At 47.6% G+C, this 20,428-nt stretch carries 22 protein-coding genes and 2 tRNA genes; 9 read left to right on the top strand and 15 right to left on the bottom strand.

Going from position 1 to position 20,428, the window contains the following annotated elements:
• Positions 1 to 25 precede the first annotated feature (25 nt).
• Positions 26 to 730, bottom strand: a complete 705-nt coding sequence (locus AC9UCN_RS00815) for an SOS response-associated peptidase (protein WP_509522892.1) — start codon at positions 728 to 730, stop codon at positions 26 to 28.
• A 185-nt stretch (positions 731 to 915) separates the two neighbouring features.
• Between AC9UCN_RS00815 and AC9UCN_RS00810 the strand changes: the two genes are divergently transcribed.
• Positions 916 to 1,215 carry a hypothetical protein gene (locus AC9UCN_RS00810; RefSeq protein WP_509522891.1) on the top strand — a complete coding sequence of 100 codons (300 nt, stop codon included), beginning with the start codon at positions 916 to 918 and terminating at the stop codon, positions 1,213 to 1,215.
• An 81-nt stretch (positions 1,216 to 1,296) separates the two neighbouring features.
• Here AC9UCN_RS00810 and AC9UCN_RS00805 read toward each other — a convergent pair.
• The 9 genes from AC9UCN_RS00805 to dnaA all read right to left on the bottom strand — a co-directional run bounded on the left by AC9UCN_RS00805 (position 1,297) and on the right by dnaA (position 11,172).
• A tRNA-Ala gene (locus tag AC9UCN_RS00805) sits at positions 1,297 to 1,369 on the bottom strand.
• Between the two features lie 60 nt (positions 1,370 to 1,429).
• Positions 1,430 to 1,506 (bottom strand) — tRNA-Ile (locus tag AC9UCN_RS00800).
• Positions 1,507 to 1,577: 71 nt separating this feature from the next.
• Entirely contained in the window at positions 1,578 to 2,012 is a 435-nt protein-coding gene (locus AC9UCN_RS00795) for a DUF3566 domain-containing protein (protein WP_509522890.1), read from the bottom strand.
• Positions 2,005 to 4,503, bottom strand: coding sequence for a DNA gyrase subunit A (gene gyrA / locus AC9UCN_RS00790; RefSeq protein WP_509522889.1), 2,499 nt, complete (start codon positions 4,501 to 4,503; stop codon positions 2,005 to 2,007). The genes AC9UCN_RS00795 and gyrA overlap by 8 nt, the downstream gene beginning before the upstream one ends.
• A gap of 15 nt (positions 4,504 to 4,518) precedes the next feature.
• On the bottom strand, positions 4,519 to 6,579 hold the full coding sequence (gene gyrB, locus AC9UCN_RS00785; RefSeq protein WP_509522888.1) for a DNA topoisomerase (ATP-hydrolyzing) subunit B: 2,061 nt from the start codon (positions 6,577 to 6,579) through the stop codon (positions 4,519 to 4,521).
• A 123-nt stretch (positions 6,580 to 6,702) separates the two neighbouring features.
• On the bottom strand, positions 6,703 to 7,188 hold the full coding sequence (locus tag AC9UCN_RS00780; protein WP_509522887.1) for a DciA family protein: 486 nt from the start codon (positions 7,186 to 7,188) through the stop codon (positions 6,703 to 6,705).
• Positions 7,181 to 8,344 carry a DNA replication/repair protein RecF gene (gene recF / locus AC9UCN_RS00775; protein WP_509522886.1) on the bottom strand — a complete coding sequence of 388 codons (1,164 nt, stop codon included), beginning with the start codon at positions 8,342 to 8,344 and terminating at the stop codon, positions 7,181 to 7,183. The genes AC9UCN_RS00780 and recF overlap by 8 nt, the downstream gene beginning before the upstream one ends.
• A 27-nt stretch (positions 8,345 to 8,371) precedes the next feature.
• A complete protein-coding gene (gene dnaN, locus AC9UCN_RS00770; protein WP_509522885.1) occupies positions 8,372 to 9,514 on the bottom strand; it encodes a DNA polymerase III subunit beta in 1,143 nt (380 codons plus the stop codon).
• Between the two features lie 296 nt (positions 9,515 to 9,810).
• Positions 9,811 to 11,172 carry a chromosomal replication initiator protein DnaA gene (gene dnaA / locus AC9UCN_RS00765; RefSeq protein WP_509523641.1) on the bottom strand — a complete coding sequence of 454 codons (1,362 nt, stop codon included), beginning with the start codon at positions 11,170 to 11,172 and terminating at the stop codon, positions 9,811 to 9,813.
• 357 nt (positions 11,173 to 11,529) lie between these two features.
• Here dnaA and rpmH point away from each other — a divergent pair, with 357 nt between their 5' ends.
• The 8 genes from rpmH to AC9UCN_RS00725 all read left to right on the top strand — a co-directional run bounded on the left by rpmH (position 11,530) and on the right by AC9UCN_RS00725 (position 16,393).
• The gene (gene rpmH / locus AC9UCN_RS00760; protein WP_509522884.1) at positions 11,530 to 11,667 is read left to right on the top strand and encodes a 50S ribosomal protein L34; all 138 of its coding nucleotides are present in this window, start codon (positions 11,530 to 11,532) and stop codon (positions 11,665 to 11,667) included.
• 8 nt (positions 11,668 to 11,675) lie between these two features.
• Positions 11,676 to 12,002: a ribonuclease P protein component gene (gene rnpA / locus AC9UCN_RS00755; protein WP_509522883.1), complete on the top strand. Its 327-nt coding sequence runs from the start codon at positions 11,676 to 11,678 to the stop codon at positions 12,000 to 12,002.
• Positions 11,999 to 12,301, top strand: coding sequence for a membrane protein insertion efficiency factor YidD (yidD, locus tag AC9UCN_RS00750; protein WP_509522882.1), 303 nt, complete (start codon positions 11,999 to 12,001; stop codon positions 12,299 to 12,301). Before rnpA ends, yidD begins: the two co-directional genes overlap by 4 nt.
• Before the next feature lie 4 nt (positions 12,302 to 12,305).
• Entirely contained in the window at positions 12,306 to 13,259 is a 954-nt protein-coding gene (gene yidC / locus AC9UCN_RS00745) for a membrane protein insertase YidC (protein WP_509522881.1), read from the top strand.
• Positions 13,260 to 13,268: 9 nt separating this feature from the next.
• Positions 13,269 to 13,763 (top strand): Jag family protein, encoded by a 495-nt coding sequence (locus tag AC9UCN_RS00740; protein ID WP_509522880.1) that lies wholly within the window; start codon positions 13,269 to 13,271, stop codon positions 13,761 to 13,763.
• A gap of 6 nt (positions 13,764 to 13,769) precedes the next feature.
• Entirely contained in the window at positions 13,770 to 14,411 is a 642-nt protein-coding gene (rsmG, locus tag AC9UCN_RS00735; protein WP_509522879.1) for a 16S rRNA (guanine(527)-N(7))-methyltransferase RsmG, read from the top strand.
• Between the two features lie 142 nt (positions 14,412 to 14,553).
• The gene (locus AC9UCN_RS00730; protein ID WP_509522878.1) at positions 14,554 to 15,468 is read left to right on the top strand and encodes a ParA family protein; all 915 of its coding nucleotides are present in this window, start codon (positions 14,554 to 14,556) and stop codon (positions 15,466 to 15,468) included.
• On the top strand, positions 15,461 to 16,393 hold the full coding sequence (locus AC9UCN_RS00725) for a ParB/RepB/Spo0J family partition protein (RefSeq protein WP_509522877.1): 933 nt from the start codon (positions 15,461 to 15,463) through the stop codon (positions 16,391 to 16,393). The genes AC9UCN_RS00730 and AC9UCN_RS00725 overlap by 8 nt, the downstream gene beginning before the upstream one ends.
• Before the next feature lie 19 nt (positions 16,394 to 16,412).
• Here AC9UCN_RS00725 and trxA read toward each other — a convergent pair whose 3' ends face one another.
• Genes trxA through AC9UCN_RS00700 form a run of 5 tightly spaced genes read right to left on the bottom strand, consistent with a single transcriptional unit; the run spans position 16,413 to position 20,349 of the window.
• Positions 16,413 to 16,739, bottom strand: a complete 327-nt coding sequence (trxA, locus tag AC9UCN_RS00720; RefSeq protein ID WP_509523640.1) for a thioredoxin — start codon at positions 16,737 to 16,739, stop codon at positions 16,413 to 16,415.
• Positions 16,740 to 16,779: 40 nt separating this feature from the next.
• Complete coding sequence (gene trxB / locus AC9UCN_RS00715; protein ID WP_509522876.1) at positions 16,780 to 17,703, bottom strand: thioredoxin-disulfide reductase; 924 nt, start codon at positions 17,701 to 17,703, stop codon at positions 16,780 to 16,782.
• Between the two features lie 52 nt (positions 17,704 to 17,755).
• Positions 17,756 to 19,384: a murein biosynthesis integral membrane protein MurJ gene (gene murJ / locus AC9UCN_RS00710; RefSeq protein WP_509522875.1), complete on the bottom strand. Its 1,629-nt coding sequence runs from the start codon at positions 19,382 to 19,384 to the stop codon at positions 17,756 to 17,758.
• 9 nt (positions 19,385 to 19,393) lie between these two features.
• Complete coding sequence (locus AC9UCN_RS00705; RefSeq protein WP_509522874.1) at positions 19,394 to 19,897, bottom strand: DUF6049 family protein; 504 nt, start codon at positions 19,895 to 19,897, stop codon at positions 19,394 to 19,396.
• Positions 19,894 to 20,349, bottom strand: coding sequence for an NUDIX hydrolase (locus tag AC9UCN_RS00700; protein WP_509522873.1), 456 nt, complete (start codon positions 20,347 to 20,349; stop codon positions 19,894 to 19,896). Before AC9UCN_RS00700 ends, AC9UCN_RS00705 begins: the two co-directional genes overlap by 4 nt.
• Positions 20,350 to 20,428 lie beyond the last annotated feature (79 nt).

Here is a 20,428-nt window from a genome sequence, read left to right as displayed (position 1 = left end):
GGCTAGTAACTGTTCAGATCTGTGACTAAAAGAGGGTCTCAGGAACAATTGCGACAGGAGTAATGAGCTCTGGGCCATTGTTTCGAATTGAATTCACTAAATCAGCCACTGGCCAAAACTGAAGGTTGGCATCCGGTTGAAACTCCTCAAAGAGATTCCTAATTGTTTCAACATCTTGTAAATCGGTATCTAACCATTTGCCCCATCGCTCTCGGGGTAAAAACATCGGCATGCGGCTGTGAAATTTTGCTAGATCACCAACTGCCTCTCTTGTGATTATTGAAACGCTGTCCCTGGATTCACCCTCAGGGGATATCCAGCGATCATGAATGCCGGCAAACGCCATGATTTTTCCGTCATCACGAGAGATGTATATCGGTTGCCTTGGTTTATAGTCACCCAACTCTGTAGCCCATTCGTAGTAGCCAGTGGCTGGTACTAAGCACCTCGACCTTCGAAAAGCCTTCTTGAACGTTGGCTTTTCGTGCACGGTTTCTGATCTAGCGTTAATTGCTTTGGATTGGCTTTTTTGGGCTTCAGAGTTTGACTTGCTCCACGGTGCAATCATTCCCCATGAGGCGACACTGATTTGGTCTTTTGTGATCACATAAAGGTCTTCAGTTGGCTTGATGTTGTAATTGGCTTGTAGCTCTCGTGATTGCTTAGAGTCGACGCCGAATTCTCTGACGATATCCTGAAGCATTGCTTCCATCGAGATGCGGCCACACATATAACTAATCTAAAGCCTGGTCAAAAAAGAAACTCCCCCTATCTCTAGGAGGAGTTTTCTTCTTTGTGGAGACTAGGGGTATTGACGTGCCTAGTAATGACGGGGGTTGTAGAGGGCCGATTTGTATTTTCAGACTATAAATCAGACTATTTCTGCCAGTAAGTTGGGGTCGTTAGAATTTCCACATGGACACCTGGACGTTACATAGGGCCATTTGGGTATCTCTGGTTTCAACTGGGTTGCTGTTTGTAATTGAGTCGGCATTCTCAGGTGGTTTTCCTCTAGGGGTGCCGTGGGCCGTTTTTGTATTTCTAGCGGCTATGTCGTTTATCGCTGCATCATCCCTAATTCAAGGGCTTGGTCGTAAGCCAAAAAACAAGTTCGTTAGGTTGGGTTCAGTTCTTGTGGGATTCTTTGCTGTCTTTGCTTGGACAACCCTTTTTGTAGATCAGCTACCTTGCTTTCTTGGTGGCAAAGGCTGTTAGGTGTAGCCAGACTATAAATCAGACTATGGTGTCGGAGAAATAGAAATCCCCCCTGTAAAAACAAGGGGGAAATCTACTTCGTGGAGACTAGGGGGGTCGAACCCCTGACCCCCTGCTTGCAAAGCAGGTGCTCTACCAACTGAGCTAAGTCCCCGGATCGTTAGATCTGGTATTTCTTGGTCGGAACCATCGCCTCTGATGAAGAGATGCTCCCTGGTGGGCCTAGGAGGACTTGAACCTCCGACCTCTTCATTATCAGTGAAGCGCTCTAACCACCTGAGCTATAGGCCCGTAGAGCTTCATTGAGTCTAATACATTCAAAAACAATGCTCAAACCGCTTGAAGCCAAACCAGTTGTGAATCTAGTTGTTTGTGAAGCTAACCGCAATACCGCCAGTAATCTTGCCAATTACATTGAAGATCATGGCGTAAACAGCTGCCAAAGATGTTCCTACGAATACGTTGAAAATTGAGAAGCCAAAAGCAAAGGACATAACTCGGGGCAAAGAGAGTTCTTGTTGAATGTCAACGCCACCATCGCCAAAGGCGCTAGACAGCAAGGTGTTGAACGATGCGAACAAACCGAGCTGGCCAACAACAAGCCACATTGCAAAGAAACCAACAATTGTTGCAACTCCCGCAGCAACGGTCACAAAAAACCCCGCCTTGGCCGCTGACCAAACTTCGATGTTGACAAGTCTTAGTTGTACTCTTTTTTGATCAGCGCTTGGAGTATGGCGCAGCTTCAATCTTGATAGAGATTTCAATCTAGATTTCTTTGGTGGGGCTTCACTCATTCTCTATTGAACCTTCCAAGTTACGCTCTGAGTTCTTTGCTAGTCCTATTACTGAGTCCGCCTCGTCAAATCTGGCAAACACCACTCCCATGGTGTCCCGGCCCTTGGCCGGTACCTCGCTAACAGCGGACCTGACAACTTTACCGCTAGACAGCACAACTAGCACCTCGTCGGCTTCAGAGCAGATGATTGCACCCACTAAATCACCGCGTTTTTCCTCTAGTTTGGCGACCTTGATACCCAAACCACCGCGGTTTTGTGGGCGATATTGGTCCACCGCTGTGCGCTTGGCATAGCCACCTTCGGTGGCTATAAATACGTAAGAATCAGCAATGTCGTTGATAACCGTTGCGGACAGTAATTCGTCGCCCTTGCGGAAGTTCATACCGATGTTTCCTGATGTGTCACGGCCCATTGGGCGAAGTGATTCATCAGATGCGGAGAATCTAATTGACATGCCCTTACGGGAGACCAGCAGCAAGTCGTCTGATTCTGAAACCAACATGGCCGAGATAACTTCGTCGTTGCCTTTTAGTTTGATGGCGATGATTCCACCAGATCTTGGGGTGTCGTAAGACTCAAGTTCGGTTTTCTTCACAAGCCCCGACTTTGTTGCGAGAACAAGGTAAGGCGCTTGGTTGTAATCTCTGATGTCCAGGATCGAAGCGATCTGCTCGTCTGGTTGCAGGGCAAGTAAATTAGCTACGTGCTGACCTTTCGCGTCACGCCCTGCTTCCTGAACTTCATAAGCCTTCGCTCTGTATACACGACCCTTGTTGGTGAAGAACAATAGCCAATGGTGAGTGGTGGTAACAAAGAAGTGAAGTACCACATCGTCTGCTCTGAGCGATGCTCCCTTTACTCCCTTACCGCCCCGGTGTTGGCTGCGGTAGTTGGCGCTGTTGGTTCTCTTGATGTATCCACCGCGAGTAACGGTGATAACCATTTCCTCAACGGGAATTAGATCTTCGGTAGTTACATCGTCATCGCCGCCAGATTGAATCTGGGTTCTTCGCTCATCGCCGTGCTTTTCAACAACCTCGACCAGTTCGGTCTTGATTATCTCCCGCTGTCTCTTCGGGCTTGCGATGATGGCCTTGTAATCCTTGATTTCAAGTTCCAGGGCAGCCGCTTCATCGATGATTCTTTGGCGCTCAAGGGCAGCAAGCTGACGTAGCTGCATGTTCAAGATTGCACGAGCTTGCAACTCATCGATCTTGAGAAGCTTCATCAGACCTTCTTTAGCAACGTCTGCGTTCTCACTCTTTCGAATAAGGGCGATTACGGCGTCGAGTGCGTCAAGAGCTTTTAGATAGCCACGAAGAATGTGAGCTCTTTCTTCAGCTTTTTTCAGCCTAAAGTTGGTTCTTCTAACGATTACGTCAACCTGGTGGTTTACCCAGTGTGATATAAAGCCGTCTAGAGAAAGTGTCCTGGGTACCCCATCGACAAGTGCCAACATGTTGGCACTGAAGTTATCTCTTAGTTGGGTGTACTTATACAAGTTGTTTAGAACAACTCTGGCAACAGCATCTCGCTTCAAGACAATAATCAAACGCTGACCGGTGCGACCAGAGGTTTCGTCTCTGATGTCCGCGATTCCGCTTAGCTTGCCTTCCTTGACTAGCTCTGCAATTTTCTGAGCCAGGTTGTCAGGGTTTACTTGATATGGAAGCTCTGTAACAACAAGGCATGTTCTGCCTTGGAGTTCTTCAACGTTTACGATTGCTCGCATTGTGATCGAACCACGACCAGTTCGATAAGCGTCTTCGATACCTCGACGGCCAATAATTTCGGCTCCGGTTGGGAAATCTGGTCCCTTGATGCGTTGCATCAACGCTGAAAGCAGTTCTTCTTCCGAAGCATCTGGGTTCTCTAGATACCAGATTGCGCCTTCGGCAACCTCGCGTAGGTTGTGAGGCGGAATGTTGGTAGCCATACCAACAGCGATACCGATAGAGCCATTAATTAGAAGATTTGGAATCCTACTCGGAAGAATGGTCGGCTCTTGAGTTCTGCCATCGTAGTTATCTTGGAAATCAACTGTGTCTTCATCGATATCCTTAACCATCTCCATCGCAAGTGGAGCCATCTTGCATTCGGTATATCTTGGAGCAGCCGCGGGATCGTTTCCAGGAGAACCAAAGTTACCTTGACCTAGGACAAGTGGGTAGCGAAGGTTCCAAGATTGAACAAGTCTTACCAAGGTGTCATAAATAGCAGTGTCACCGTGTGGGTGGTACTGACCCATTACGTCACCAACAACACGCGAACATTTTGAGAACTGCTTGTCTGGTCGGTATCCCCCGTCATACATCGCATACAAAACACGACGGTGAACTGGCTTTAGTCCGTCTCTAACATCCGGTAACGCGCGTCCGACAATAACGCTCATTGCGTAGTCGAGGTAGCTTCGCTGCATTTCAACTTGCAGGTCGACCTGCTCAACGTGGTCCATACGAGGCTCTGGTGCTTCTGTCTTATCTGCCATGGTTTTCTTTCTTTCCTAGATATCTAGGAAACGAACATCTTTCGCGTTTTTCTGGATAAATGATCTTCTGGCCTCAACGTCTTCACCCATCAGTGTCGAGAAAACTTCGTCTGCCAGGGCTGCGTCATCAAGGGTTACTTGGAGCAGGGTTCTTCTGGCCGGGTCCATGGTGGTTGCCCAAAGTTCGTCGTAGTCCATCTCTCCTAGGCCTTTATAGCGCTGGATTGAGTTCTCTTTTGGAATTCTTCTTCCGGCCTTTTCGCCCTCTCTGAGCCTGAGATCGCGCTCCTGGTCTGTGTATACATACTCATGCTCAGCGTTTGTCCACTTGATTCGGTATAGCGGAGGCTGAGCTAGATACACGTATCCATGTTCAATAAGTGGTCTCATGTATCTAAAAAGCAAGGTGAGTAGCAGGGTTCTGATGTGCTGGCCGTCGACATCAGCATCGGCCATCAGGATGCACTTGTGGTATCTAATCTTCGAAACATCAAACTCTTCGCCGATACCAGTACCAAAGGCAGCAATAAGTGCCTGCACTTCGGTGTTCGCGAGCGCTCTATCTAGCCTGGCCTTCTCAACGTTCAGAATCTTTCCGCGAAGCGGCAAGATTGCTTGGTGTTCTGGGTCTCTACCGCTAACTGCAGAACCTCCCGCAGAGTCACCCTCAACAATATAGATTTCTGAAAGCGCTGGGTCTCTTGATGAACAGTCTCGAAGTTTTCCTGGCATTCCACCAGATTCCAAAAGACCTTTTCTTCTGGTTGCTTCGCGGGCTTTTCTTGCAGCCATTCGAGCAGCTGCGGCTTGGATTGCCTTGCGAACGATTTCTTTTGCAGATTGAGGGTTACGCTCTAGCCAGTCGCCTAACTGATCGTTCACGATTTTCTGAGTAAAAGTCTTAGCTTCTGTGTTTCCAAGTTTGGTCTTGGTTTGGCCCTCAAACTGAGGCTCAGAAAGCTTGATTGAAATAACCGCGGTTAGGCCTTCACGAACATCGTCGCCGGAGAGGTTCTCATCTTTCTCTTTTAGAAGGTTGTTTGATCTGGCGTACTTATTCAGTAACGAAGTAATAGCTGTCCTGAAGCCCTCTTCGTGGGTACCGCCCTCGTGGGTGTTAATTGTGTTCGCGTAGGTGTGAACAGACTCGGTATAGGCATTAGTCCACTGCATGGCCACTTCAATAGACATGTCTTTTTTGGAGGTCTCGGCCTCCAAAGAAATGATTTCGTCGTGAACGATTTCAATCTTTTTTGATGCGTTTAGAAACTCCACATAGTCAACAAGACCGCGAGTGTATTTGTAACTGTCAGTTTTATCGCTTCGCTCGTCGGTAAGAGTTATTCCAAGACCTTTATTCAAAAACGCCATCTGTTGGAATCTTGCTCTTAGTGTTTCGTATTCGAACTCGACTGTTTCAAAAATTGATCCGTCTGGTTTGAATTCAATTGTTGTTCCGGTGTAGTCGGCTTTCTTCCCCTTAACAAGTGATGCTTGAGGAACACCAATCTTGTATTCCTGGCTCCATAAGAATCCATCTCGTGCTACCTGTACTTTTAGATCGGTCGAGAGCGCGTTCACAACCGATGCACCTACACCGTGTAATCCACCGGAGACAGCGTAGCCGCCGCCGCCAAACTTTCCACCAGCGTGTAAGACAGTCAACACAACTTCAACGGCGGGTTTTTTCTCAACCGGGTGCATATCAACCGGGATACCTCGACCATTGTCGACTACCTTGATCCAACCTTTTTTGGTTATAAAGACATTGATTTCATCGCAGTGACCGGCGAGTGCTTCGTCAACAGAGTTGTCAACAATTTCGTAAACAAGGTGGTGAAGACCGCGTGGACCAGTTGATCCGATATACATTCCTGGTCTTTTGCGAACAGCTTCCAATCCCTCGAGGACTTGAATGCTTCCGGCGTCATAGCCGGATTTTGAGGAAGATTTGGGTTTGGTTTCTTTTTCAGATTTTGGTTTTGTCGCTACTTTTTGTGTTGTTTTGGGAGCCGCTTTGGCTGGTGCTTTCACGGCCTTTGTTGCTTTTTTTGCCGGTTCTTTCTTCACTGCCATTTACGAAATGCTCCTCTAGTAACGAGTTAGTTCCACATAACAGCGCAATGCGACTTAAATTCGGGTTTGCTAACTCTTTTATTTTACCTTGTCAAAAGAGCAAATATTCGAGGTTGGGGAAATCTATCCGTAGGTGTCTCTTGGTCCTCGACCGGGAACTGATCTTGAGCCTTTTTTCCAACTAGGTGCGTCTGGACCAATGAAGGAAATATTCGATATTTTTAGCTCTGGAAATGCGGCCTCGATTTTCTCCAAAATCTGATTTTGCATCAAACGCAGTTCGGTAGCCCAAGCGGTCGATTTGCAACGAATTGTTAATTTGCCATTATTCAAGGTTTCAGGTTGTGAATTCTTTGCGTTGATTTCGCCCACAATTTCGCTCCAGCGAACAAATAGCTCTGCTTCCTCTAGCTGTGATTGCCAGCGAAAATCGTGCATCAGGGAGTCGATGGTGTTTCCTGCCGGCACTGGGTCACGGCCAGAATCAAAGGGTTTGGAGCGAATTTTCTTCTTTTCTATGATTCGTTTCTGGTCCTTGGATACCCTGCCGGTAACGGCGGCCTTCATGGCGTAATAGAAATCGACTGCAAAGTTGTTGTCTTCAGACATGCGTTACCTTCCCAGACTCAACTTCAAACTTGTTGGCAAGCAAATTGTTGGGGACATCCTCAATTACCGCAGCTGTGATTAGTACCTGTTCATTTTGCTGCACTAGGTCGGAAAGTTTCTCTCTGCGGTCTTTATCGAGCTCAGCAAATACGTCGTCAAGAATCAAAATTGGATCGCCTAGCTTGGATTCGCTTTTTAGAATCTCAAGCGATGCGAGCTTGAGAGAAAGTGCGTAGGACCAACTCTCCCCATGGCTTGCATAGCCTTTTGCTGGAAGAGAGCCAAGGTTTAGCTGAAGATCATCGCGGTGTGGGCCGACAAGTGTGATGCCGCGCTCAAGCTCCTTTTGGCGGAGGAGAGAAAGTTTTTGTTGAAACAAGCTGGAGATCTCTTCTTTGTTGGGTGTATCTAGCGCATCCTGGGTCTCAAGATCATCTTGATCTAACTTGCTTGATTCCACTACTGATGAGCGGATGAACATGCTTGGTTCGTTATTGCTCTTGGCAATGTTTTGATAGTTAGTCACGAGCGGTGGCGAGAGTTTTTCGGCGATGGCAACCCGCGCAGCGATGATTTCGGTTCCGCTTTTTACAAGTGCTTGATTCCAGGCGTCCAGGGTGGACAAAGCATCTCCCTTGGTGCCAGTGGCTCTGGCTGATTTCAAGAGAGTGTTTCTTTGTTTTAGAACTCGGTCATAATCGGCATAAACACCGTGCATCCGGGGGTTGAATTGGACAATCAGTTGGTCTACAAAGGCCCTTCTATTACTTGGGTCACGTTTTACTATGTCTAGATCTTCCGGGGCAAAAATCACCGAGTTTAGGTAACCCAGTATGTCTTTAGGTTTAGCTACTTCGGACTTATTCAGCCTCGCCCTGTTTGATGAATCTGCGTTAATCTCATACTCGAGAAGTAAGTCCCGGCCTTCGTGAGATAACTCGAGGGAGATAATCGCGGTTGATTTACCCTGCTTAATTAGTGGGGTGTGCCCAGCAACTCGATGTGAATCTAGAGCCGCAAAGAAATTCAAGGCTTCAACCAGGTTGGTTTTTCCTTGGCCGTTAGGCCCGTAAATCAGATTGACTCCGGAAGTAAACTCAATGTCTGCGGACTCATAGTTTCTAAAGTTGGTGAGTTTAACTCGCTTTGCAAACATCTTCTCGAGAGAGCTTTATTTGTCTTTTTAGCGGCCAAGAAGATTTGGCTGCAAAAGATACATGTAGCTATCGCTAGCCGATTTTTCTTTTGCCTGGTGGTTAGTAATCAAAACTGGACTTGGCCTATTTGGGTTGTCACTGTTTGTAAAACCAATTTTCAAAAATTCAGTTTTTACACCAGCCAAACCATCGATCAAAAATTGTGGCTTTAGGGAAACTGTTACATCAGGACCAGTTACTTGGACATCGATGCTTTCAGAAGCTTGGGCGGTCTCTCCCCCAGCGGCCTCTAGATTCAAGGAAGTTGAGCTGAATATATATTTGATTGGGCTTTCGCGTTCTAGAACCAAAGAGACTCTCTTAGTGGAATCTAGTAAGTCCTGAGTGTTGATGATTGCGAAGTTTTCAATCTTTTCTGGAAATAAAGTTTTAACCGCAGGAAAGTTTCCTTTGATTAGCCTTGAAGTAACGGAGCGATTGTTTGCTTTGAAAGCAATCAAATCTTTTTCATCAGATGGGTTAATTGAAATTGAAACTTCACCTTGGTTGGCAAATGTCTTGGCTATTTCTTGGAGAGTCTTTGCTGGAATTAGGGCTGTCTGATTAGCACCTGAAGTTTTTGACTTCCAGGGAATATCCTGAATCGCTACACGGTAGCGATCTGTTGCTACAAGTGAGATGTTTTCACTTGAGGTTTCAAGGAGCACTGTGGTGAGAACTGGTGTCACATCTTCCTTGGAAGCGGCAACAGAAATTTGAGAAATAGCGGAAGCAAAATCTTCACCAGAAACTTGACCTGATGTTTCCGGAATTTCTGGAAGTGTTGGATACTCATCAATTGGCATTGTTAGAAGTGAGAATTTAGCCGAGCCACAATTGACTTGAACCTTTGATCCATCGGTTGCAAAATCAACTACGGAGTTTGGGAGTTTGTTTACGATCTCAGCTAAAAGACGGCCAGAGACCAGAACCCTTCCGGACTGTTCTACTTTGGCCACTATTTCCACCTGGGCTGAGGTGTCGTAGTCAAAGACCGATAACCGGAGGTTATTAGCATCTGCCTCGATAAGGATTCCACTAAGGATTGGGAGGGTGGTTCTTTGAGGAAGTAATCTCACCGCAAATGACACGGCCTCATTTAGTACGTCTTTATTGACTTGAAACTTCAATTGGTTCCCCTCCTAGTAGGTCTTCAATCTTGGCACATTCATACAGTGGTTTTTGACCACCAGTTTTATAAGGGTTATAGATCTACTTAGAAGCTATTTAAGTAATAATCACATTAACCCTTGTTGAAACTGTGGATAACTAGCTATATCCCATTATTTTCCTAAAAACTACATCTTTGAAACTTGTTTACACAGTTGTGTATAAGCCTGTGTATAACCACCTATCCTGTTGACTTTAATTGTCCACAGGGTTGGTTTTTGGCCTTAAATCAGCCAATTACACACTTATCCACAGGTTATCCACGGGATTTTTGCTTAACTCTGTTGAGGATCTCGGTGACCTGGTTATAAAGCGCCCTACGCTCCTTCATTAGGTCTGTAACCTTCTTGTTTGCATACATAACTGTTGTGTGATCCCGGTTTCCAAACAGTTGGCCAATCTTTGGAAGCGACAGGTTGGTCTGTTCCCTAATCAAATACATGGCAATCTGCCTAGCTTGGGCCACAGCTTGCTGCCTCGAGGAGCCAAAGAGGTCACTTGGGGTGATTGAGTAATACTTTGACACCTCCGCGATGATGTCGTTGGGGACGATAATGTTCTGCTCCCCTAAAGGGACAACATCCTTTAGGACTGTCTGAACGAGGTTCATATCCACCCTGGTTCTGTTTAGGGCAGCGAAGGCTGTGACTCGAATCAAAGTGCCTTCGAGTTCTCGGATATTGGAGGCAACACGAGCGGCCATATATTCAAGGATCTCGTCCGGGACCTTAATTTTCTCGTTCTCGGCCTTTTTCCTAAGGATGGCGATTCGGGTTTCTAGCTCAGGAGCCTGGATGTCAGTGATTAGACCCCATTCAAACCTGGAAAGCATCCGTTCTTCAAAACCGGTTAGCTCTTTTGGCTGCAAATCAGAGGTGATGACAACCTGCTTGTTGTGATCATGGAGGGTGTTGAAGGTGTGGAAAAAGGCTTCTTGGGTCTGGTCTTTTCCTTGTAGGAATTGAATATCGTCAATCAGAAGAACATCAATATCCCGATATTCAGCCTGAAAGGCTGAGCTTCGGTTGTTCTGGATGGCATTAATGAAGTCATTTGTGAACTCTTCAGAGGACACGTAGCGAACCTTGATTTTTGGATAAAGACTTAGGGCATAGTGGCCAATGGCGTGCAGAAGGTGGGTCTTACCTAGACCTGAGCCACCGTAAATAAATAGTGGGTTGTAAGCCTTTGCCGGAGTCTCGGAAACCGCAAAGGCAGCGGCATGGGCAAAGCGGTTGGAACCCCCGGTTACGAAGTTATCGAAGTTGTATTTTGGGTTCAATCTGGTGTCGAAAACTACCCCAACTGACCCGGTTTTTCTGGGATATTCCTCAGACTGCAGGGATGGGGCTGAGCCAATAGGAAAGACATTTTCAGGGGTTTCCGAAATAGTGGTTTTGCCTTCAATGTCTGGGTTTACCACCACGGCGAAGTTAGTTGGCCCGCCCATGAGAGCGTCCTCTTGCAAAACCTCAAGGATGTCGGTCCGGATTCGCTGCTCTAGCATTCCGCGGGTTAGGTCGTTCGGGACCTCAAGATACAAGGTGTCCGCCAGGACACCCTTTGGTTCCACAAGTGTCAAAAAACCCATCAATTGAGGGCTGAGGGATCCTTTGATTGTGAGTCTTGAAACTACCGATGACCATTGCTTTGTAACTTCGTCTAGCTCATTCACTTAGATCCCCCCTTTCGTCAATTTGAATAGTTTTCCACATATCTACAAACATTTTCGGGGCTGTGGAAAACATCGAACACCAGACAAGTATTCAACTGAAAACTGTGATTAAAAGCAAATCGAAGTTTAATTAATTCAATTTTTGTCCACAAAAAATTGGTCGGTTTTCGACTTGACCAAACACCCCTCTAGGCTCTAGATTTGAGAGGTTGCGCTGTAGCAAGGAACCAACAGCCCAATAAAATAAAGGCCACTAGCCGACTCACCTGGTTCCTAAATAAATTTTCGGAGTGTATTCACATGGGCAAGCGCACTTACCAGCCAAATAACCGTCGTCGCTCAAAAAAGCACGGCTTCAGACTTCGCATGGCAACCCGCGCCGGCAGAGCTATTTTGGCTGCACGTCGTCGTAAGGGTCGCAAAGAACTTTCGGCCTAAAAACCAAAATGCTGGATCGGGCCAACCGACTAGTTCGAGGCGATGACTTTCGCAAGATCATGCGAGCCGGCAAGAAACAATTCACTAGCCATTTGGTCGGGTATCGACTAATCGAAGAAGACCAACCTAGAAAATTCGGGTTTGTGGTTTCGAAGGCAAGTGGTGGAGCTGTCAAGAGGAATCTTTTGAAAAGAAGACTTAGGAGCCTAGTGAGGAAGCAATTGGAATCTTTTCCAACTGGCTCCCAGGTTGTGCTCAGGACACTCCCAGGCAGCGCAGAACTTGATTTTCAGCAGCTTTCCGCCGATTTTGAGAAGGTTTGCGGGCTGAAATGAACGCCTTGTGGACAATTTGGCTGGTTCCTAGGAACCTGGTTGTTTTGTTTCTCAAGGGCTATAGGAAGTTTATATCTCCGCTTTATGGAGATGTTTGTAGGTACTACCCGAGCTGTTCGGCTTATGGCTTAGGCCAAATCCAACAGCGAGGAGTGATTGTTGGTAGCGTGTTGACAACGGCAAGGATTGTCAGATGCAACCCTTGGTCCCAAGGGGGAATTGACCAGGTCAAGCCCTCAAACCAGAGGTTTTTTGTTCTAGAAAACGGCTTTGTTTCGCCAAAGCCCCAAGGAAGGTAATTTCATGGATTTTCTGTTTCCAATTAAGTGGGTAATTGAGCTGATTTTGGTCAGTTTTCACACCTTTTTCACCTTTTTTGGCATAGCCGCAGAGTCCGGTTTGAGCTGGGTTTTGGCCATTGTTGGCCTAGTTCTGGTCGTTCGATCAGCCCTTATCCCGCTGTTTGTTAAGCAGATTAAATCTCAGCGAAATATGATGCTGGTTCAGCCGGAGCTTCAGAAGCTTCAAAAGAAATACAAGGGCAAAAACGACCGTGAGTCCAGAGAGAAGTTTGCCAAAGAGCAGATGGATCTATACAAGAGAACCGGATCTAACCCCCTCAGCTCCTGCCTTCCAATCTTGGTCCAAATCCCTATCTTTACAGGACTCTTCTTCGTTTTGAACGATGCCCAGGCCCAAAAAACAGGTGTTGGCTTGATGAATGCCACCTTAGCAACCCAGTTCTCAGATGCCACTTTCTTTGGAGCCAAGCTTTCCGAGACATTCCTGACCGCGACCGGAATTGAAGTTCAGATCCTGGCTGGAATCATGGTGGTTTTGATGTCTGCCTCTCAGTTCATCACCCAGAAGCAGATCATCGCTAAGAACCAGAACCCTGATGTCCAAAACAGCCAATACATGCAGACCCAGAAGATCCTGCTCTATGTTTTCCCCCTAATCTTCGTAATCTCCGGAGTTTCCTTCCCTATTGCGGTCATCTTCTACTGGCTAACCTCTAACTTCTGGACCATGGGACAGCAGTTTATTGTTATCCGCAACATGCCAACAACAGGCTCCCCGGCATATCACGCCCGTATCGAGCGCTTAGCCAAGAAGGGCAAGCTCCCGAAGGAGCTTCAGGAAAAGAAGGACGCCGACGACGCTGCCCAGGCAGCAGCCGAAGCAGCCGAGAAGGCTCAACGAGACCAGCCAGTTTCAAAGAAACGGGCCAAAAAAGACCAGAAAAAGAAGAAGTAGGAAACCAAGATGGCAGATTTAGAAGAAAGCAAAGATAGAACCGTCAGGCAGCTCGAAGAAGAAGGCGACATCGCCGCTGACTACCTAGAAGAATTACTTGACATAACAGATTTAGATGGCGATATTGATATCGATGTTCGTGAGGGAAGAGCCTACCTAGCGGTCACCGCTAGCAAGGATTCCAACCTAGCGCTAGTGTCCCACCCGGACACCGTTGAGGCTCTCCAGGAGCTAACCCGCCTAGCTGTCCAGGTCAAGACCTCAAGCTACTCCCGCCTCATCCTCGATGTCGGCGGCTCAAGACAGGCCAAGATTGACCAACTCACCAAGGTGGTTGAGAAGTTCATCAGCCAGGTCAAAGAAACCGGTGAGCCAAAGCACCTAAAGCCAATGAGCTCCTACGAGAGAAAACTGGCGCACGACTTGATCGGCGAGGCTGGGTTGAGCTCAGAGTCTGAAGGCGAAGGCCGCGACCGTCACATCGTAATCTCCAAGCCTGAATAGTTTCACGTGAAACAATTTGAGGCTGAGCCAGAATCAGCCAAGGCAGTCTTTGGCCCCCAAATCGAGAAAGCCAGAGCCTTTGCTCAAAAGCTGGCCAACGATAGCGACGACCTAGGCCTACTTGGACCAAGGGAGCTGGACAAGCTCTGGTCCCGCCACATCCTGAATTCCGCTGTGGTGGCCGAAACCGTAAATCCAGGGGACCATGTTGCCGACGTCGGTTCTGGTGCCGGACTCCCAGGCATCCCCATGGCAATTGCCTTGCCAGAGGCTCACTTCGTCCTTATTGAACCAATGGAACGCAGATCCAACTGGATGCTAGGGGTAATTGAGGAACTGGGCCTGACCAACGTTGAAGTCAGAAGAGCTAGGGCAGAAGAGGTCTTGGATCTAAAGTTTGATGTCGTCACCGCGAGGGCGGTGGCAGCTCTGGATAAACTCCTAAGGCTAACCGTTCCAATTCTAAAGCCAGGGGGCTCTCTGATTGCCCTTAAAGGATCGAAAGCGGCTGACGAAATAGAAGCCGCGAGGAAGCTCCAAAAGAAGCTGGGAATTGCCTCGTTCGAGATCCAAATTTGTGGTGAAAAGTTTCTCGCTGAGCCCACATCGGTAGTCAAAACTACGCTAGATTCTTCGAAGGAGAACTAAATGTCAGAACAGCCTTCAGAGACCACATCGGTTACCAAACCGAGTGTAGTAAAGGGCCTAGGATACCCTAACGGTCGACTTGAGAGTTCTCCACACCCCACAGGATGGCTTGTGGATAAGTCAGAGATTTCGGAGGTTTCACGTGAAACATCCCGATGATTTAGCCTCAAATTTGACCGACTTAGCTGATACTCCGCTGGCTCGAGAGCTTGTGGAAAACTCTCAACGTTTGGAGCAGGCAGGGTCTAAGGTTGTGGATAAACCTTTAACTACTCGAATCATCACAATTTCTAATCAAAAGGGCGGTGTTGGTAAAACCACCACCACAGTGAACCTCGCTTCTGCCCTTGCCTCCAAAGGACTCAAGATCCTAGTAGTGGATTTGGACCCTCAAGGCAACGCTTCAACGGCATTGGGTATTGACCACCATGCAGACATCAAGAGCATCTACGAAGTGCTCATCGACGACGTCCCCATCGCTCAGGTGGTCCAGCAAAGCACCGAGAGCCCAGGGGTTACATGTGTCCCAGCTACCATACACCTCGCCGGTGCGGAAATCGAACTCGTTTCATTAGTAGCCAGAGAACAACGTCTTCGCACCGCTATCGAGACCTACATCGCCTCCACTCCGACCCCACCAGATTTTGTCTTGATTGACTGCCCACCAAGTTTGGGTCTACTAACTGTCAACGCGTTCGTTGCGGCGAAGGAAGTTTTGATTCCGATTCAGTGCGAGTACTACGCCCTTGAAGGATTAAGTCAGCTAATCAAAAGCATTGAGATGATCAAGAAGCACCTTAACCCTTCACTTGAACTTTCGACAATCTTGCTAACGATGTATGACTCGCGAACAAAACTTGCTTCGCAAGTTGCGGATGAAGTAAAACTTCATTTTCCAAATCAAGTTCTTTCAACAATCATTCCAAGATCCGTTCGAGTTTCCGAAGCACCAAGTTATGGACGCACTGTTATTTCTTACGATCGAACATCACCAGGTGCAATTGCATATCTGGAAGCAGCAATTGAAATGGCAAACAGAGGAGCAGCCCGTGGCTGAGAAAAAAGGCGGTCTCGGTAGAGGCATCGGTTCACTAATTCCAACCTCAGATAAAACAACTGAGCGCCCAGTGGACATATTTTTTCCAGCCGGTGGAACAAAAGAATCTAACCTCGTTGCAGTTCCCGGTGCGCGCTTTGGTCACTTAGACGTTCAAGCAATTGTTCCTAACCCAAAACAACCAAGATCCGTTTTTGAACCAGAAGCTTTTTCGGAACTTGTTCATTCCATTCGCGAGCTAGGTGTTTTGCAACCGATTGTCGTTAGAGAAAAATCTGAAGGCAAATATGAATTGATCATGGGGGAGCGAAGACTTCGCGCATCGAAAGAAGCAGGACTTACAAAAATCCCCGCAGTTATTCGTGAAACAGCAGACGAAAATATGTTGCGCGATGCACTTCTAGAAAACCTTCACCGCAGTGATCTAAACCCACTTGAAGAAGCCAGTGCTTACTCGCAGCTGTTGGAAGATTTTGGAATCACTCAAGAACAGCTCGCAGAGCGCATTGGTCGATCCCGTCCACAAATCACCAACACCTTGCGTTTGCTAAAGCTACCTGCAAGCGTGCAAAGACAGGTCGCATCCGGCGTGTTATCTGCCGGTCACGCCAGAGCAATTCTTGGTGCAGCTGATGCTTCTCGCATGGAATACTTTGCAACCAAAACAATCAACGAAGGTTTATCAGTTAGATCTTTGGAAGAAATTGTCGGCATCGATAAGCCAGAAAACAAGAAGCCAAAAATAATCCAGGGGACCCGTCAAGATCTTTTGAAGGAAATTGCCGAGGGACTTGGCGACCAGCTAAACACGACTGTGAAGATCGCTCTTGGTCGCAATAAGGGTCAACTGATTATTGACTTCGCAACGGTCGCAGATTTGAACCGAATCTTGGATGAGATTGGTTACAAGAAAAAAGGCAGCTAACTAAAAAACCGTTTGGTTTTTAGGCTAGGAATTCTGCAAGGTCAGCAACGATTGCCTGCTTAGGCTTTGCTCCAACCATTTGCTTGACCAGTTGGCCACCCTGAAAGATGCCCATTAGTGGGATTCCGGTAACGCCGTATTCCATGGCTAGTTGTGGCTCTTCGTCCACGTTTACTTTTACGATTTCGATCTTGTCTGAGTACTCAGCTGCAATCTCGTCAAGGATTGGCGAAACCATGCGACATGGCCCACACCACTCGGCCCAGAAGTCCACCATTACCGGCTTCGGGTTTGACAGCACATCCGCTTGGAAAGAAGCGGTGGTTACATTCTTGGGTGCCATGATTTCTCCTAAATAATCGATCTGTTCTAAATCTACTGCGAGCCTATGAGTTATCTGTGAGGAAATGCTCAGCGTCTAACGCCGCGACACAACCAGATCCAGCGGCTGTGATTGCCTGGCGGTAAGTCGGGTCAATCACATCGCCACATGCAAAAACCCCAGGTATAGAAGTCTTGGAGCTTCGGCCATCAACCTTGATGAATTTGTCCTCAGTTAGCTCCAGCTGGTTCTCAACCAGCCAGACCCTCGGGTCGTTTCCGATGGCAATAAACAGGCCATCTAGATCTAGCTGGGACTCAGCTCCTGTGACGGTGTCCTTGAGTTTCACTCCGGTTAGCTTGCCTTCGCCAAGAAGCTCTTCAACGCCTGCGTTCCAGATGAACTCAATCTTGGGATTAGCCTTTGCCCTATCCTGCATAATCTTTGAGGCCTTGAGTTCATTTCTGCGGTGAATGACATAAACCTTGGATGCAAAGCGGGTTAGGAAGTTAGCTTCCTCCATGGCTGAGTCTCCACCACCAACAACAGCAATGGTTTTTTCTCTAAAGAAGAAACCATCACAGGTCGCGCACCAGCTCACACCGTGGCCGGAGAGTTCCTTTTCCTTAGGCAAACCAAGCTCACGGTAAGCAGCACCGGTGGCCAAGATAACCGACTTGGCTTCAAAGGTTTCACCTGTCCCAATCTTGACAATCTTTGGGTTCGCCTTGAGGTCAACTTCAACGACGTCCTGCAACAGGATTTCAGTTCCAAAGCGTTCTGCTTGAGCCTGAAATTTCATCATTAGATCTGGTCCCATTAGCCCATCTGGGAAGCCAGGGAAGTTCTCAACATCTGTGGTCTTCATAAGCTCGCCACCGGCTTCGACGCTGGAAGCAATAAGAAGAGGCTTCAGGCCTGCTCTTGCGGCATAGATTCCCGCGGTGTATCCGGCGGGGCCTGAACCAATGATGATGACTTCGCGCATTTTCTTCTTTCTTGGTGTGGCGTCAATTGAGGCCACTAAACAAGAACTAAGTTTAGCGACGCAGTATTCCGCGAATTCCCTTAAGGGCGCTATCTATCTCCGGAACACCTAAAACCTTCAAAACCAACACGTAAGCCAAGAGCATCGCTGAACCAGTGGCAAAGATAACCGTGATGGCCCCAGCTATCGAACCAAGCCCCAAACTACCCTCAGCGGTTCCACCCATGACCACAATCATCCCGTATCCCACCAGTGCGGCAGCTAGAGCCGCAACCAGCACTCTTAGTGTCAAGCCCTCACCCTTTGGTGCAGTTCCAATTAGACCGATCCTTGCTCGTAGGAACAAGTAGGCAACCAGCGCCTGAATCAAGATAGTTACGCTGGTGAGCCCCGCAAGTGACATAACAAGAAACTCAGATGTCATTGTGAAAAATAAGGTGATCGAACCGGCGATGTGAATCGCTATCTGGATAGTTGTGAAAACAAATGGTGTTTTGGTGTCTTCAAGGGCAAAAAATGCCTTCTGAAACATAAATACCAAACCAAAAGGAACCAACCCAAACATGGTTGTAAACAACACGTTGCCTAAAGCAACAGTCGATGGATATTCTCCAACAAACACCCTGGCCACTGGATAGCTAAGAAGAATAAGCGCAATTGATGAAAAGACGTTCACCAAAACAACCACCCGAAGAGCCGCGCGAAGATCAATCTTCATCAGATCGATTCTTTTATCATGAACGTGCTCGCTCATCTTGGTGAAGTATGCCGTAGCTATCGAGACTGTTACTACCGAGTGAGGAAGCATGAAAAGCAACCAGGCAATCAGCATGGCTGCAACTGATGCAATCGCTAAATCCTCTGATCTATCCGCTACTGCCCGAGACGCTACGAAGGTCTGAACCAAGCCACCAATCTGCGAAACCAAAACCATTCCAATTGTCCAAGTGGCTGCTTTCATGGCTGGACGAAGTCCGACCCCTCGCCAAGAGAAGTTCAGCGAGAAATTGATTCCGATTTTCTTCCAAGACAAAAATAAAATGAGCGCTTGGGATGCCACTCCTAGGGTCGCAGAACCTGCCAGCAGCGCAATCTGATCTGGTCCCCAACTTTCGACAGACCTAGCCCCAACTGGGTCCGCTCCAAAAACCACCAGGAAAGAAATTAGACCAATAATCCCAACAACGTTGTTTAGAACCGGTGCCCACATGTAAGGACCAAATGCGCTTCTAGCATTTAAGACTTCTCCGAGCATTGCGTAAAGGCCGTAGAAGAAAAGTTGCGGAATACACCAGTAGGCAAACGCGGTAGCAAGTGCCAACTGAGCAGGAGACCACCCGGTTGTATAAATCGAAATCAAGAAAGGTGCCGCGAGGGTGGCGACCACAGTCACCGCAGCAAAGACGACAATTGCCAAAGTCAGCAGCCTGTCGATATAACCAAGCCCACCGTCTTTGTGAGATCTAGCCTTGACTATCTGCGGCACCAGCACAGCCGAAAGAACTCCACCGGCGATAATCGCGTAGACGTTATTGGGAAGTTGGTTTGCAACACCGAAGGCGTCTGCGGCATCTGTAGTAACTCCGATTGTTAGCGCCAAAACCACAGTGCGAACAAATCCAAGAATTCTGGAGGCTATTGTTCCACCGGCCATCAGTAACGATGATTTGGCGATACTCATAAGTTTTCCCTAGCTAGATCTAGATTTACGCGATGTTCGAATAAAACCAACAACTGTGAGCACGGCGACAAGTCCAAAAAATAACCCTATTGCCCAGGTCTCAACATCGGGATTAACTGTGAGTTTGATTGGCACCTTTGGGCCGATTTCAACTCCGCTGATTGAAGTCAACCAAGCAACCATCACAACTTCGCCGCTTCCGATTGCAGAAACTGGAAATTGGGCGTTGACAGTAGATCCCGGTTGCATAACCAGCCAATCAGTGGTTTCCTCAACAATAAGTTTTGGGCTGGTAGAAACTAGGTGCACAATTACCCTCACCTGATTAGCCTGGCTGTTATTCACAACCACTGGAAAACTTGATTCTCTGGCAACCAGGGTGATATCTGATCCACCCAGAATCGAAACACCATCAGGGAAAGTCACTGTTCTCTCAGCTGGGAACGCAGGCATCGCCGCCAATCCCATGGAGGCGGCGATAGCAACAATTAGGACAATTGTTATTTTCTTCAACTTCGAGCCTCGATAAGTTCTAGAGCCACCTTGGCAATTCTTTTCTCATTTACATGAGAGAGCCTATTGATAAGCTCGCTCAATTTTACCCAGGCTAGTTCACTTGCCTCATGATTTGGATCGTGCTCCATGGTCAGCTCACCGGATAGTTGTTTCATTAAGTAGATGTGAACTGTTTTGGATACGTTCTTACCTTTTTGATTGAAGGTGTAACTCACATCCCCCAGGTAATCTGTGATTTCTGCACTCAGTCCCGTTTCCTCAAAAACCTCTCGCAGTGCTGCCTGCTCATTGGTTTCGTTTGGCTCCAAATGCCCCTTTGGAATACACCATTCGAGTTTTCCGCCCCGGTTAAACCTCGCCATAAGCGCCACCAGAGTCGAATCAGTTTTAGAAACCACAAAACCACCAGCCGATACTTCAATAACAGGAGCTGGCTTTTCACGGGTCATGGTGTTAAGCCTAACCTCAAGACCAAATGCGCCCATTTTGCCTGATAGAAAGCACCTAAGCGTTGTGGCAAGGTTGAAC

The organism is Rhodoluna sp., assembly GCF_036721215.1.
In the GTDB taxonomy this organism is placed as follows: domain Bacteria; phylum Actinomycetota; class Actinomycetes; order Actinomycetales; family Microbacteriaceae; genus Rhodoluna.
The sequence above is the reverse complement of the archived record's forward strand: the minus strand, read 5'-3'. Positions and strand labels throughout refer to the sequence as shown.

What these genes read in the sequence shown, in the direction of transcription:
- AC9UCN_RS00815 (WP_509522892.1), bottom strand. Translation starts at nt 730, where the DNA reads ATGTGTGGCCGCATCTCGATGGAAGCAATGCTTCAGGATATCGTCAGA.
- rpmH (WP_509522884.1), top strand. Translation starts at nt 11,530, where the DNA reads ATGGGCAAGCGCACTTACCAGCCAAATAACCGTCGTCGCTCAAAAAAG.
- rnpA (WP_509522883.1), top strand. Translation starts at nt 11,676, where the DNA reads ATGCTGGATCGGGCCAACCGACTAGTTCGAGGCGATGACTTTCGCAAG.
- gyrB (WP_509522888.1), bottom strand. Translation starts at nt 6,579, where the DNA reads ATGGCAGTGAAGAAAGAACCGGCAAAAAAAGCAACAAAGGCCGTGAAA.
- AC9UCN_RS00740 (WP_509522880.1), top strand. Translation starts at nt 13,269, where the DNA reads ATGGCAGATTTAGAAGAAAGCAAAGATAGAACCGTCAGGCAGCTCGAA.
- gyrA (WP_509522889.1), bottom strand. Translation starts at nt 4,503, where the DNA reads ATGGCAGATAAGACAGAAGCACCAGAGCCTCGTATGGACCACGTTGAG.
- yidC (WP_509522881.1), top strand. Translation starts at nt 12,306, where the DNA reads ATGGATTTTCTGTTTCCAATTAAGTGGGTAATTGAGCTGATTTTGGTC.
- trxB (WP_509522876.1), bottom strand. Translation starts at nt 17,703, where the DNA reads ATGCGCGAAGTCATCATCATTGGTTCAGGCCCCGCCGGATACACCGCG.
- yidD (WP_509522882.1), top strand. Translation starts at nt 11,999, where the DNA reads ATGAACGCCTTGTGGACAATTTGGCTGGTTCCTAGGAACCTGGTTGTT.
- AC9UCN_RS00700 (WP_509522873.1), bottom strand. Translation starts at nt 20,349, where the DNA reads ATGACCCGTGAAAAGCCAGCTCCTGTTATTGAAGTATCGGCTGGTGGT.
- AC9UCN_RS00795 (WP_509522890.1), bottom strand. Translation starts at nt 2,012, where the DNA reads ATGAGTGAAGCCCCACCAAAGAAATCTAGATTGAAATCTCTATCAAGA.
- murJ (WP_509522875.1), bottom strand. Translation starts at nt 19,384, where the DNA reads ATGAGTATCGCCAAATCATCGTTACTGATGGCCGGTGGAACAATAGCC.
- recF (WP_509522886.1), bottom strand. Translation starts at nt 8,344, where the DNA reads ATGTTTGCAAAGCGAGTTAAACTCACCAACTTTAGAAACTATGAGTCC.
- AC9UCN_RS00810 (WP_509522891.1), top strand. Translation starts at nt 916, where the DNA reads ATGGACACCTGGACGTTACATAGGGCCATTTGGGTATCTCTGGTTTCA.
- AC9UCN_RS00780 (WP_509522887.1), bottom strand. Translation starts at nt 7,188, where the DNA reads ATGTCTGAAGACAACAACTTTGCAGTCGATTTCTATTACGCCATGAAG.